Annotated in this window: 12 protein-coding genes and 2 tRNA genes; 3 read left to right on the top strand and 11 right to left on the bottom strand. The window is 72.9% G+C overall.

Going from position 1 to position 12490, the window contains the following annotated elements; all coding sequences use genetic code 11:
* Positions 1-91: 91 nt before the first annotated feature.
* Positions 92-931 carry an MEDS domain-containing protein gene (locus tag AB0F62_RS02355; RefSeq protein WP_361791244.1) on the top strand — a complete coding sequence of 280 codons (840 nt, stop codon included), beginning with the start codon at positions 92-94 and terminating at the stop codon, positions 929-931.
* Positions 932-945: 14 nt separating this feature from the next.
* Here the strand turns inward: AB0F62_RS02355 and AB0F62_RS02350 are convergent, their stop codons facing one another.
* The 5 genes from AB0F62_RS02350 to AB0F62_RS02330 form a co-directional block, all read right to left on the bottom strand.
* On the bottom strand, positions 946-1158 hold the full coding sequence (locus AB0F62_RS02350; protein WP_361791242.1) for an EF-hand domain-containing protein: 213 nt from the start codon (positions 1156-1158) through the stop codon (positions 946-948).
* Positions 1159-1291: 133 nt separating this feature from the next.
* On the bottom strand, positions 1292-1453 hold the full coding sequence (locus AB0F62_RS02345; protein ID WP_361791240.1) for a hypothetical protein: 162 nt from the start codon (positions 1451-1453) through the stop codon (positions 1292-1294).
* Between the two features lie 502 nt (positions 1454-1955).
* Positions 1956-2381: a DUF5959 family protein gene (locus AB0F62_RS02340; protein ID WP_361791238.1), complete on the bottom strand. Its 426-nt coding sequence runs from the start codon at positions 2379-2381 to the stop codon at positions 1956-1958.
* A gap of 97 nt (positions 2382-2478) precedes the next feature.
* Positions 2479-2551, bottom strand: a tRNA-Arg gene (locus AB0F62_RS02335).
* 179 nt (positions 2552-2730) lie between these two features.
* Positions 2731-2821 (bottom strand) — tRNA-Ser (locus tag AB0F62_RS02330).
* Between the two features lie 186 nt (positions 2822-3007).
* Here AB0F62_RS02330 and AB0F62_RS02325 point away from each other — a divergent pair.
* Positions 3008-3448, top strand: a complete 441-nt coding sequence (locus AB0F62_RS02325; protein WP_361791236.1) for an SSI family serine proteinase inhibitor — start codon at positions 3008-3010, stop codon at positions 3446-3448.
* Positions 3449-3668: 220 nt separating this feature from the next.
* The gene (locus tag AB0F62_RS02320) at positions 3669-6968 is read left to right on the top strand and encodes a PAS domain-containing protein (RefSeq protein WP_361791234.1); all 3300 of its coding nucleotides are present in this window, start codon (positions 3669-3671) and stop codon (positions 6966-6968) included.
* A 33-nt stretch (positions 6969-7001) separates the two neighbouring features.
* Here the strand turns inward: AB0F62_RS02320 and AB0F62_RS02315 are convergent, their stop codons facing one another.
* From AB0F62_RS02315 to AB0F62_RS02290, 6 genes are all read right to left on the bottom strand, one after another.
* Positions 7002-7199 carry a hypothetical protein gene (locus tag AB0F62_RS02315; protein WP_361791232.1) on the bottom strand — a complete coding sequence of 66 codons (198 nt, stop codon included), beginning with the start codon at positions 7197-7199 and terminating at the stop codon, positions 7002-7004.
* Positions 7200-7357: 158 nt separating this feature from the next.
* The gene (locus tag AB0F62_RS02310; protein ID WP_361791230.1) at positions 7358-9007 is read right to left on the bottom strand and encodes a long-chain fatty acid--CoA ligase; all 1650 of its coding nucleotides are present in this window, start codon (positions 9005-9007) and stop codon (positions 7358-7360) included.
* Positions 9008-9086: 79 nt separating this feature from the next.
* Positions 9087-9611 (bottom strand): SigE family RNA polymerase sigma factor, encoded by a 525-nt coding sequence (locus AB0F62_RS02305; RefSeq protein ID WP_361791228.1) that lies wholly within the window; start codon positions 9609-9611, stop codon positions 9087-9089.
* Between the two features lie 160 nt (positions 9612-9771).
* Positions 9772-10791 carry a DUF1906 domain-containing protein gene (locus AB0F62_RS02300; protein ID WP_361791226.1) on the bottom strand — a complete coding sequence of 340 codons (1020 nt, stop codon included), beginning with the start codon at positions 10789-10791 and terminating at the stop codon, positions 9772-9774.
* 110 nt (positions 10792-10901) lie between these two features.
* Positions 10902-12092 (bottom strand): lipid-transfer protein, encoded by a 1191-nt coding sequence (locus tag AB0F62_RS02295; RefSeq protein ID WP_361791224.1) that lies wholly within the window; start codon positions 12090-12092, stop codon positions 10902-10904.
* The gene (locus AB0F62_RS02290) at positions 12089-12490 is read right to left on the bottom strand and encodes a MaoC/PaaZ C-terminal domain-containing protein (protein WP_361791222.1); all 402 of its coding nucleotides are present in this window, start codon (positions 12488-12490) and stop codon (positions 12089-12091) included. Before AB0F62_RS02290 ends, AB0F62_RS02295 begins: the two co-directional genes overlap by 4 nt.

The raw sequence follows: 12490 nt of genomic DNA, 5'->3' as shown, positions 1-12490 counted from the left end.
TCGGGGACGCTCCGCCGACAGGAACGGAACGCTCCGCTCAAAGGCGTTCAGCGCCCGGCCGCGCCACAGGGCCGGGCGTATGTTCGGCCCCATGGACAGCGGCACCGTGCCTCGCACTGTCTCGGTCGACCGCATGGCGTCCGGCGATCACGCCTGCCTCGGCTTCCAGGACGAGGACGACCGCTGGGAGATCCGCGCGGCCTTCACCGCGATCGGGCTGACCCGCGGCGAGCGCGTCCTGCTCTTCACCGAGCCCGGCACGCCCCCGGACGAAGCCGTCACCCGGCTCGCCGCCCACGGTGTGCGCGCCGCCGAGGCGGTGCGCCACAGCGCCCTCGTCATCACCCCCGAGGTCCCCGGCTACGATGCCGCGGCAGCCTGGACCGCACTGACGAACACCGCCCACCGCCACGGCTTCTCCGGGCTCCGCGTCGCCGGCGACATGTCCTGGGCGCTGGGCCCCGGCCTCGACCGGGACCGGCTCCTCGGCCACGAGACCGCCATGACCCCGATCCTCGCGGGCCTCGGCCTCACCACCATCTGCGAGTACGACCAGCGGCGCTTCGCCGCCTCGCTCCTCGCCCGGGTCCGGGCCGCCCACCCGGTCTGCGTACGCCCGCGGCACGGCACCCTGCGCGCGGAGCGGTCCGCCGGCACCCTCGCCCTCCGCGGCGACGCCGACCTCGCCACCCGCGACGACTTCGAACTGGCCGTCCGTCACGCCTTCCACGCGCCGGCCGGACCGCCGCACCGGGTCGACCTCACCCGGCTCTCCTTCATCGACGCCCGCTGCGCATCCGTACTGATCCGCCACGCGGCGTCCCTCGGCCCCGCCGACCGCGTCACCATCCGCTGCCCGCGTCTGCACGCGCGCACCCTGCGGCTCTGCGGCGCGGCCGAGGTCCCCCAGCTCCTCCTCGAGGAGATCTGAGCCCCGGCCCGGCGTCAGGCCTGCTGGGCCGCCCAGAACTCGTCCCACGAGATCTTGCCGTCACCGTTGCCGTCGACGGCCTTGATGACGCTCTGCGCCACGGTCTCGGTCACGTTGAAGTCCCCGAGCTGCGCCATCACGCTCTTGTACTCGCTCGCCGTGATGAGCCCGTCCCCGTCGACATCGAATCGCGTGAACGCCTTCTTGGCCGCCTCGATGTCCGCCATCGTGACCACCCCTCCATGTATGTACTCGGTCCTGACTGCGCACACCCTAGCCGCCGCGCGCCACGCACCGGCGGCCGGGCGGATACGGATCAGAACGGACACCGGACCGCCGCGGCGCTCCGGGCCCGGCCCCCTAGTCGTTCGCGGTCTCGACCGCGAGCGTGTAGTCCACGCGCGTCGTGAACTCCCCCGACCGTCCGCTGATCTCCAGCACGTGGAAACCGGATTCGAGCGGGGCCAGCCGAACCCACAGGCCGCATCCGGTGGTCGTGGCGCGGCCGCCCGTCATCGTCACGGGATTGCCCTCGAGGCTCGTGGCAGCACGTCGCTACTGGCTCGAGTGCGGGCGTGTCAAGGTCATGTTGCGGCAATCTAGTTCCAGCGGTTGATCACGATCCGTATCTAGCAAGCGTTGCCGAGCGACAGCATGCTCAGATCGTGTGGTTCTTCCTGGTGCCTCTCGTCCTGCTTCTCGTGGTCGCTGCCTGGGTCGACCGAAAAGCACGACAACGCAGCGGTCGTCGCTTTCGCGACGGCGCAGCCATGTCGAGGGACATACGGGATGTTCGCCGTGACGTACACGCGTGGGAAGCGGGATCCCTGGGGCACAACGGCGAAGACATCTCATGGATGAGGAAGCCTCGATGACCTGAGGTTTCACATTCGTGAAAGCGCTGTTCACATGTGAGCGCACAGATCGCGATGACGATGGAGGTCTACGCCGCGGCAAGCGATGAAGAGGTCCGCGCTGCTATCGGCAAACTGTCCGATGCTGTGGGTCGCGCATGAGGGAGCGCCTACACCCCGAGTGCTTGCCGTACGGCCGCGTGTCGCTCTCGCGCCTCGGTGATCCAGTCACCGTTGAGGTCCAGGGGCACGCGCACACATATCTGGGTGCTGGGTGCATCGCGGACCTCGACCACGTACGGGTCATCGGCCACGAAGGTGAGGTACGCGGTGCGTCCTTCCTGCGGCCAGTCTCCGGCGAACACCGAGTCGTCTTCGTCGTCGTATTCGTCTTCCTCGACGGCGTCCAGCAGCGAGCCCCATGCCCGGATGTCGTCGGCGTCGAATCCCGTCCGGACGGTGGCGTTGACGAAGTCACTCTCGATCACGATCTCCGCGTCGTAGTAGTCCCCCTCCCGGGAGAGCACCCGGACGGCGACGCTCTGCACACCGTCGTCCAAGCGGATCAGTTCCACCGGCTCGGCGCTCTCGGTCACGGGTCCCCCTTGGACTGACACGGTTGCTGTACTTCGCTGCTGTACGGCACGGCAAAGCCCCCTCCGGGAAGATCCCGGAGGGGGCTTTGACCTGCTGTGCACTCGGCAGGATTCGAACCTGCAACCTTCTGATCCGTAGTCAGATGCTCTATCCGTTGAGCTACGAGTGCTTGTGCTTCCCGGCGTTTTCTTGCCGGTCGGCGTTGCGGGAACAACATTACATGACCCTCGCCGTGAGGCGAAATCCATTAGCCACACCCGGCCTGACCTGCGGAAACGCCATCAAGGGAGTCCAGCAGGGGCCCCGGGAACGGCAGAAGCCCCGGCCGGGGGCCGGGGCTTCGTGGAGCGGAGGCGGAGGGATTTGAACCCTCGATGGACGGTAAAGCCCAAACCGCATTAGCAGTGCGGCGCCATAGACCGGACTAGGCGACGCCTCCAGATGCTCCCGCGTGAGCGGGTCTGTGCAGATGATGGCACAGCCCACCGGGCTGGGACCAATCGCTGACAAGCGTACTAGCCCGCGCGCGGCCAGGGCAAAGGCGTTGCCGCGCCCGCCGGGGCGACGCGCCCACGATCGGGTGGATTGGGAGGCGCGGGCCGGTCCGGGAAGGTAGGGACGGAACATGCGATTGGCTCGTGTTCCCCTTACTGCCGCGCTCGCGCTCGGCCTGCCGCTGACGGTGGCCGCGCCGGCCCTGGCCTGCCCGCCGGGGGCGGGGGAGCCGCCCGACCTGCTGCGGGTGACCGTGGACGACGGGGGCGGGCACGTGTCGTCGTACGAGCTGCGCTGCGGTCCCGCCGGCGGGACGCATCCCGAGGCGACGGAGGCGTGCGCCCGGCTGGACCGGCTGGGCGGGCCGGTGGGCCCCGCGCCGGAGGGCACGATGTGCACGATGATCTACAGCGGCCCGCAGCGGGCGACGGTGCGGGGCAGCTGGCACGGGCGGCCCGTGGACGCCAGCTACGACCGCAGCAACGGCTGCGAGACGGCCCGCTGGCGGCGGATGGCCCCGGTGCTCCCCGCGACCGCGGTCCCCGACGGTCCGCCCGGCCGGGTCGCGTGACCCGCGGAGGTGACCGACACCACATCCGCACGGCTCGGCCACGAACACTACTCACGCGTACGGGACATGGGTATCCGGAGCCTCGCGGCCAACGGCTGCCCGTACACTCGCTCTAGTGACATGCCCCCCGGTCGGCGGCAAGATGGGCCACCACCGGTGGATGCCCCCTTCGCGGGTGGTGGCGCGGCAGCAAGTGCGGTTTCCAGGGAGGACGCGTCTCGTGAGCAGCAGGCCATCCCGAGGCGCTGCTCGCCTCGCGGCAATACTCGACGCGCTGCCGGACGCCCTGCTGCTGGTGAACGCCAACGGGACCGTCGTCAACGCCAATTCGATCGCCCTGGAGACCTTCGAGTCGCCGGGTACCGCCCTCGTGGGCCGCGGCCTGCTCGATCTCCTGCCGGCGTTCGACGCGCGTCGCATCCCCGGTTCGATGCGCCGCCCCGACGACGACATGGGCCGCACCAAGCCGACCCGGATGGTCGCCCGGCGGACCGACGGCAGTGAAATTCCGGTGGAGGTCACGAGCGCGAACCTCGACGACGCCCGCACACCCTTCGCCGAGACCTACAGCTACACCGGCGACGAGCTGCTGATGCTGGTCGTCCGCGACCTGACCGGGACCCTGGACACCGAGGCCGAACTCGCCCGCCAGCAGCGCCAGACCGAGATGATCCTGCGCGCCGCCAGCGAGGGCGTGATCGGCGTCGACACCGACGGCAAGATCGTCCTGGTCAACCCCTCGGCCGCGCAGATCCTGGGCTTCCGGGCCACCGACCTCGGCGGGCAGGAGCTGCACCCGCTGGTGCACCACTCCCGTCCGGACGGCACCCCGCTGCCGGCCGAGGAGACGCCGCTCTCCGAGACGCTGCGCTCCGGGCTGAAGCACCGGGTCCGCGGACAGGTGCTGTGGCGCAAGGACGGGCGCTCGGTGCCGGTCGACCTGATCACGGCGCCGGTACGGGAGGGCGACCAGCTGGTCGGCGCGGTGATGACCTTCACCGACCGCACGCGCTTCGACGCGCTCGCCGCGCGCAACGCGCAACTGCAGTCGCTGCTCGGCGAGGCCCTGCGCGGCCCGCTGGACGAACTGCGGGGCGAGCTCGCCGGGCTGGCCAACGACCCGGCCGGGCAGCTGTGGCCGGAGGCCAACCAGATCCTGCACCACCTCACCGCGGGCTACGCGCGGATCACCACGCTCATCGACAGCGTGCTGGCCTTCCAGCGGCTCGACCGGGGCGAGGAGAAGCTGCAGCGCGAGACGACCTCGATGGACAAGGTCGTGGCGTCCGGTGTCGAGGCGGCGGTCGAGCTGATCGGTCCCGGCCGGGCCCAGTACGCGGTGCACGCGCCCCCGATCGAGGCGACCGTGGACGCCGAGCGGATGTCGCAGGCGCTGTCGCACCTGATCGCGGACGTCGCGGGCGTCGACGCGGCCGGCAATGTGCCGGTCGTGGTCGCCGGTGTCGACTCCACGATCGTGGTGGCGGCGGCCCAGCGCGGTGATTCCGTCCGCATCGAGGTCCGCGGCCCGCACGCGGGCGGCAACCCGGTGCACCTGCCGATCGCGCGCGGGATCGTCGAGAAGCACGGCGGCGTGCTCCAGACGCACGAGGTGCCCGGGCAGGGCAGCGCGTACGTGATGGAGGTGCCGGTCGGCACGGGCGGGGCGAAGACGGCGGTCAAGGAGCCCCGGCGCGAGTCGGAGACGACCGTGATGCCGGTGCCGGCCGAGCCGGTACGCGGTACGGCCCCCGCCGCCCAGGCGCAGGTGCCGGCCCTGGCGCCGGCGCGGTCCCTGCCCGTCCCGGCGGCCCCGCAGCAGCTCCAGCCGGCCCGCCCCGCGGCCGATCCGGCGCCGGCCCCCGGTGCCGCCCTCGCGCTGCCCGCCGCGCCGACCACCGACGCGCCCACCCCGACCGGCCGCCGCCGTGCCCTGCGGCGTCCCGAGGAACCGCAGCCCCAGCCGCAGCCCGAGCCGCAGGCCGTACCCGCCGAGGCACAGGAACAGCCCACCGGCCGCAGGGCCCGTCGCGGCGCCCCGGAGCAGCCGCAGCCGGAGCTGCTGCCCGCGCTGCCCGCGCTGCCGGAGGCGCCCGCGCCGGCGCAGAACGGCACGGGCAACGGCCGCCGTGCGCGCCGGGCCGCGGCCCCGGAGACCCCGGCCGCCCCGGAACTCCCCGCGCTGCCCCCCGCCCCCTCGGCCCCCGCCACCCCGGCGACCGAGTGGCCCGAGGCCCAGGGCTCCGCCCGCCGCCCGCGCGGCATCGTGGAGAGCACACCGCGGCCGTCGGCGATCGTGGACCCGCGGCGGCTCCCCCCGCCCACCGCGGCCTCCCGGCCGGAACCGCCGGCCCTCGAGCCGCCGATGATCCCCGAGCAGACGCAGCGCAGTCCCGAGCCGGAGCCCGTGGCGCCGCCGCAGCCGCCGCCACCGCCGCAACCGCTGGTCCCGCCCCAGGCACCGGCCCCCGCGCCGGTGCAGCCCCAGCCGCAGTCGACGCAGGACGGCGGTACACAGGGCCGGGCCATCAGCGTGCGCACCCTCGGCCAGGGCGTCGCCTTCGCCCAGCAGATCAACGAGCAGGTCGCCCAGCAGCCCACCGGCTCCGGGCGCCGCCGCAGGCTGGCCGCCCCCGCCGAACCCGAGCCGCAGCCCGTGGCACCCCCGCAGTCGGTCAACGGGACGGAGACCCCCGGCCGGGCGTACGCCATAGGCGCTCCCACCGAGGCGAGCGAGGGCCCCGAACCGCTCGACGGTCCCAACGGCGCCGTCGACGTCACGGAGGAGAGCGGCCCCGAGCCGGGGGCCGTGCTGGACGAGCCGCGCCGGCTGCTGGTCTGGCCGGAGCCGGACGTCGCCACGCGCCAGGCGCTGACGGACCGGGGCTACCGTCCGGTCATCGTCCGCTCCCGCGAGGAGGTCGACGCCCAGGTCGCCGAGCCGCCCGCCGCCCTCTTCGTGGACCCGCTCACCGGGCCGATCACGCGAACCGCGCTGCAGTCGCTGCGCCAGGCGGCGGCCCAGGCGGAGGTGCCGGTCCTCGTCACGGCCGGGCTCGGCCAGGCGACCCGCGAGGCCGCCTACGGGGCCGACCCCGCCGTGCTGCTCAAGGCGCTGGCGCCGCGGGACAGCGAGCAGCACCCGCCGCGGGTGCTGCTGATCGAGGCCCACACGCCGATCGCCCAGGCTTTCACCGCGACGCTGGAGCGGCGCGGGATGCACGTGGCCCACGCCCAGTCCGAGGCGGACGCGATGACGCTCGCCGCGCAGATGCATCCGAACCTCGTCGTGATGGACCTGATGCTCATCCGGCGCAGGCGTCAGGGCATCGTCGACTGGCTGCGGACGAACGGCATGCTGGAGCGCACGCCGATGGTCGTCTACACCGCGGTCGACATCGACACCGCGGAGCTGCCGCGGCTGGCGTCCGGCGAGACGGTGCTCTTCCTCGCGGAGCGGTCGACCAGCACGGACGTCCAGGGGCGCATCGTCGACATGCTCGGCAAGATCGGTTCCTGACGGCCCCGCGCACCGTGCACGGCCCGGTGCGCGCTACGGCCTCGCCTGGAGTTCCTCGATCCGGTCCAGGATCGCGAACATGGCGTGGTGCTCGTCCCGGCAGTTGGTGACCATCCAGTCGCCGCCCTCGACCGCATACGTACCGTCGTCCAGCTTGAGGAACTGATAGGCCGTGCCGTTCACCGTGAGCGTGCCCACCGTTCCGGCCGGTGCGTTCGTGAACGCGTTCATCCCTCGTGCCCTCCCATTGCCTGGCTGCCCTCTCGGGGCAGCCTAGGCGGCCCCAGGGACAACGCCCGGCCGGCCCGGCGCCGTCGTGCACGGTGCCCCGGACACGCGCCGGGCCCCGGGGGTGCGCCCCCGGGGCCCGGCGTGCGTGCGGCGCGTCGTCAGACGAGCTTGGTGACGTCCAGCTCGCCCTCCGCGTACTGGCGGCGGATCACCTTCTTGTCGAATTTCCCGACCGAGGTCTTCGGCACCGCCGGGATGACGGCCCAGCGCTCGGGCAGCTGCCAGCGGGCGACGCTCTCGCCGAGGAAGGCGTGCAGTTCCTCGTAGCCGACCGTGCTGCCGTCCCGGAGGACGACCGTGGCGAGCGGCCGTTCGCCCCAGCGCTCGTCGGGGACGGCCACGACCGCGGCCTCGGCGACGGCCGGGTGGGCCATGATGGCGTTCTCCAGCTCGACGGAGGAGATCCATTCGCCGCCCGACTTGATGACGTCCTTGGCGCGGTCGGTCAGCGTCAGATAGCCGTCGTGGGTGATCGTGCCGACGTCGCCGGTGCGCAGCCACCCGTCGGGGCTGAACTTGTCCTCGGGGCGCAGCACTTCGGCGTCGGCCCCGCCGTAGTAGGCCGCGGCGATCCAGGGGCCGCGGACCTCCAGTTCGCCCGCGGACTCGCCGTCCCAGGGCAGGATCTCACCGCCCGGGCCGACCAGCCGCGGCTCCACGGAGGCGGGGAAGCGGCCCTGGGTGATCCGGTACGGCCACTGCTCGTCCTCGGTGAGGCCGGCCGGCGGGTGGGCCATGGTGCCGAGGGGGGAGGTCTCGGTCATGCCCCAGGCGTGCAGCAGCCGGACGCCGATCTTGTCGTACGCCTCCATCAGCGAGGGCGGGCAGGCGGAGCCGCCGATGGTGACGTGCCGCATGCTGCCGATGTCGCGCGGCTTCGCGGCGAGTTCGGCGAGCAGGCCCTGCCAGATGGTGGGGACCGCGGCGGCGTGCGTGGGGCGCTCGCTCTCGATCATCTCGGCGAGCGGGCCGGGCTGCAGGAAGCGGTCCGGCATCAGCATGTTGATACCGGTCATGAAGGTGGCGTGCGGCAGGCCCCAGGCGTTGACGTGGAACTGCGGCACGACGACGAGGGTGGTGTCGCTGTCGGTCAGGCCCATCGACTCGGCCATGTTGACCTGCAGGGAGTGCAGATAGATCGAACGGTGTGAGAACAGCACGCCCTTGGGATCGCCGGTGGTCCCGGAGGTGTAGCACATGGCGGCCGCGGAACGCTCGTCCACCTGCGGCCAGTCGTAGGTGTCCGGGCGGCCGTCGATGAGGGACTCGTACGCGTGCAGCGTGGGGCGGCAGCCCTCCAGCGGCGAGGTGTCGCCGGGGCCGACGACCACGATGTGCTCGACGGACTCCATCGCCGGCAGCAGCGGCGCCAGCAGCGGGATGAGGGTGCCGTTCACCAGGATCACCCGGTCGGCGGCGTGGTTGGCGATGAAGACCAACTGCTCGGCGGGAAGCCGGAGGTTGAGCGTGTGGAGGATCGCGCCCATGGAGGGGATCGCGAAGTACGCCTCCACGTGTTCCGCGTTGTTCCACATCAGGGTCGCGACGCGGTCGTCCGGTTCGACGCCGAGTTCGTCGCGGAGCGCGTGCGCCAGCCGGGCGGCGCGGACCCCGATCTCGGCGAACGAGCGGCGCTGCGGCTCGCCCTCGCCGGTCCAGGTCGTCACCCGCGACCTGCCGTGCACCGTCGAGCCGTGGGTCAGGATCCGGGACACCAGCAGGGGAACGTCCTGCATTGTGCTCAGCACCGGTCGCCTCCTCGTTGAAGCGGGCTACGCGTGGGTAGGTGGGTGCTGAGATTCTGCTGGCATACCGCTCGGTATGTCACTACCCCAGGCGCAATTCGGGGTCCTCGCGCAATTTGCCCAGGGCGCGCGACACCGCGCTCTTGACCGTGCCGACGGAGACCCCGAGCGTCTCGGCGGTCTGGGCCTCGCTCATGTCCTCGTAGTACCTGAGGACGACCATCTCCCGCTGGCGGGCGGGCAGCCGGGCGATCGCGCGCAGCATCGCGTCCCGCTGCGCCTGCCGCTCGGCCTCGTCCGGGCCCGCGAAGGCCTGGCCGTACGGCTCGGGGAGATCGTCGGTCGCGTACTCCTCCACCCGGCGCCTGCGCCACTGCGAGGTGCGGGTGTTGACCAGTGTGCGGCGGACGTAGCCGTCCAGCGCCCGGTGGTCGTCTATCCGGTCCCACGCCAGGTACGTCTTGGTCAGCGCGGTCTGCAGCAGGTCCTCCGCGTCGCACGGGTTGGCGGTGAGCGAGCGCGCGGTCCGCAGCAGAGCCGGGCCCCTGTCCCGGACATATCGGGTGAACTGGGCCTTCGAGGCACTGGTGCACACGGGCGTGGTCATGGCTCCACGCTAGGAGCCGGTCCGGGTGCGGCGGATCCGCCGCAGGTGCCGAAGCGGGGTCACCCTGAAGTCGTAGGGCGGGGGCCCGCCCCACCTCCGGAGGACTGAGGGCGGCCCCGCCGCCCCTACGGGTCACCCCGCAGAGGCGCGGCCGGGCCTGTCATTCGACGACGGCCACCGGTCCGTCCAGGCGGTTCCGGTCGATCGCCAGCCGCCGCCCGCCGTGCTTCTCGCGCACGCTGCCCGAGTACTGGTGGATGCGGCCGTGCGGATGCCAGGCGTTCCTGCGGAGCACCGGTTCGTTGCGTACCGACGGCTTTCCCTGCCAGCGGGCGAACCAGACGGCGCGCGGCAGGTCGTCGTAGCCCTGCCGGCGGGCCCGCTCGATGTGCCGGATGCCGGACTCCGAACTGCTGTAGAGCCCCGGCAGATAGCCCGCGTCGGCGACCTCGCGGTCCCAGGCCCGGATGAAGTCCAGGGTCTGGGCCGCGCAGCGGGACCGTCTGACGTTGTACGCCTCCATGTCCAGGTACAGCGCGCTGCCTTCGGCGAAGCCGAGGGCGGCGGCCCGGCGCACGGCGTCGTAGCCCTCGCTCGCGCCCTGGCCCCACGGGTCGTCCGTGTCGATCCTGTGGTGGCGCAGATGCCCGCCGCGCGCGCAGGGCGACTGGGAGCCGACGTAGATCGGCAGGATGCGCCAGCCCATCCGGTGCACGGAGCGCACCCAGTTGCGGTTGAGATGGCGCTGGGTCCTGCAGGCGCGGGCGCGGCCGCCGTAGTAGACGCCGATGGCGCGGTATTTGGAGCGCAGCCAGGCCCGCATCGTGGAGAGCGGGGGCGTACGGCAGGTGTCGAAGCCGTAGCCCCGGTAGACGCGGGTGGGGGCGCCCCCGGCCGGGGCGCGTTCCTCACCGCCGCCGAGTCCGTAGGGGAGGTCCAGGCCGTCGAGGAGCCCCGAGTCGGCGAAGCCGTACGGGTCGTCGCCGCCGTCGCCGGGCGCCCGGGCCGGCCGGTGCACCCGCCCCGCCGACGGTGTGGAAGCCGTCACCGCGGGCGGCTTGGCGACCGACGCCGTGGTACGCGTCACGACGGCCTCGGCCGCGGTGGGGCCGGCCAGGAGGCAGGCCAGCACCATCGCCACGATCGCCCCGTGTCGGATGATCGGCTTGTGTTCGCGCATGCGTCGAGTGAACGCAGGCGGCTGCCCGCGTACGGCGGAGCCACGCCTCGGTTTCAGCCGTACGCAGCAACACCGGGCCCCGGATGGTCCGGTCGCCGCGGGCGCGGGCCTCAGTCCGCCGCCCCCAGCAGCAGACCCGAGGTCGGCACCCCCGTGCCGGCCGTGACCAGCACATGGGCCGCGTCCGGCACCTGGTTGACGCTGGTGCCGCGCAACTGCCGTACGGCCTCGGCGATGCCGTTCATGCCGTGCAGGTACGCCTCGCCGAGCTGGCCGCCGTGGGTGTTGACGGGCAGCCGCCCGCCCGGTCCCAGGCCGCCGTCGGCGGCGAACGCCGCCGCCTCGCCGCGCCCGCAGAAGCCGTACTCCTCCAGCTGCATCAGGACGAAAGGGGTGAAGTGGTCGTAGAGCACGGCGGTGTCGACGTCCTCCGGCCCGAGGCCGGAGGTGCGCCACAGCTGCCGCGCCACGACCCCCGACTCGGGGAGCCCGCACAGATCCCGCTCCGGACGGTAGTAGCCGGTCATCTGCTCCTGGCCGCGCCCCGCGCCCTGCGCCGCCGCCCTGACGACGGCCGGGGGGTGCCGCAGATCGAGGGCGCGCTCGGCGCTGGTGACGACCAGCGCCTGGCCGCCGTCGGTCTCCTGGCAGCAGTCGAGCAGGCGCAGCGGTTCGACGATCCAGCGCGAGGCGGCGTGGTCGGCGAGGGTGATGGGCCGGCCGTGGAAGTACGCGGCCGGGTTGGTCGCGGCGTACCGGCGCCCGGCGACCGCGACATGGCCGAAAACCTCCGGTTCGAGCCCGTATGTGTGGAGATAGCGCTGTGCCGACATGGCGACCCAGGACGCGGGGGTGAGCAGCCCGGACGGCAGGTTGACGCCGAGCGCCGCGCCCTCGGCCGAGGGCTCGCGCTGCCGGACGCCGGAGCCGAAGCGGCGGCCCGAGCGCTCGTTGAAGGCCCGGTAGCAGACGACGACGTCCGCGACCCCGGTCGCGACGGCCATCGCGGCCTGCTGCACGGTGGCGCAGGCGGCCCCGCCCCCGTAGTGGATCCGGGAGAAGAAGCCGAGTTCGCCGATGCCGGCGGCTTGGGCGACCGTGATCTCCGGGCTGGTGTCCATCGTGAAGGTGACCATGCCGTCGACGTCGTCCGGGGTCAGCCCGGCGTCCTCGATCGCCGCCCGGACGGCCTCCACGGCCAGCTTCAGCTCGCTGCGGCCGGAGTCCTTGGAGAACTCCGTGGCGCCGATCCCCGCGATCGCGGCCCGTCCGCCCAGACCGTCGCGTCGTCGCAGGCTCATCCGCCCCTCACCTCCACCACCGCGGTGCCCGTGACGTGCCGCCCCCGCCGGCCCGCGCCGACGACCTCCACGGTCGCCTCCGAGCCGCGCACCGCCGTGACGTTCCCGGTGAACACCAGCTCGTCGCCGGGGTGCGCCGGGGCGCCCAGCCGTATGCGGAGCGAACGGAGCACCGCCGAGGGGCCGAAGTGCCCGGCGATGTAGCGGCCGACCAGCCCGCCCGTGGTGAGGATGTTCAGGAAGACGTCCGGGGAGCCCTTGGCCCGCGCCGCGTCGGGGTCGTGGTGGACGTCCTGGTAGTCGCGGGTGGCGATCGCGCCGGCGACGATCAGCGTCCGTGTGACGGGGATCCTCAGCTCCGGCAGGACGTCGCCCGCCCGCGCCCCCGGTCCGGTCAT

Source organism: Streptomyces sp. NPDC026673 (assembly GCF_040638135.1).
Classification (GTDB): Bacteria; Actinomycetota; Actinomycetes; order Streptomycetales; family Streptomycetaceae; genus Actinacidiphila.
This window is presented reverse-complemented; position numbering and strand designations above follow the sequence as displayed.

Bases quoted from the DNA above. Each gene is read 5' to 3' on its own strand.
- AB0F62_RS02355 (WP_361791244.1), top strand. From the start codon at position 92: ATGGACAGCGGCACCGTGCCTCGCACTGTCTCGGTCGACCGCATGGCG.
- AB0F62_RS02350 (WP_361791242.1), bottom strand. From the start codon at position 1,158: ATGGCGGACATCGAGGCGGCCAAGAAGGCGTTCACGCGATTCGATGTC.
- AB0F62_RS02325 (WP_361791236.1), top strand. From the start codon at position 3,008: ATGCGATTGGCTCGTGTTCCCCTTACTGCCGCGCTCGCGCTCGGCCTG.
- AB0F62_RS02315 (WP_361791232.1), bottom strand. From the start codon at position 7,199: ATGAACGCGTTCACGAACGCACCGGCCGGAACGGTGGGCACGCTCACG.
- AB0F62_RS02305 (WP_361791228.1), bottom strand. From the start codon at position 9,611: ATGACCACGCCCGTGTGCACCAGTGCCTCGAAGGCCCAGTTCACCCGA.
- AB0F62_RS02300 (WP_361791226.1), bottom strand. From the start codon at position 10,791: ATGCGCGAACACAAGCCGATCATCCGACACGGGGCGATCGTGGCGATG.
- AB0F62_RS02295 (WP_361791224.1), bottom strand. From the start codon at position 12,092: ATGAGCCTGCGACGACGCGACGGTCTGGGCGGACGGGCCGCGATCGCG.
- AB0F62_RS02290 (WP_361791222.1), bottom strand. From the start codon at position 12,490: ATGACCGGACCGGGGGCGCGGGCGGGCGACGTCCTGCCGGAGCTGAGG.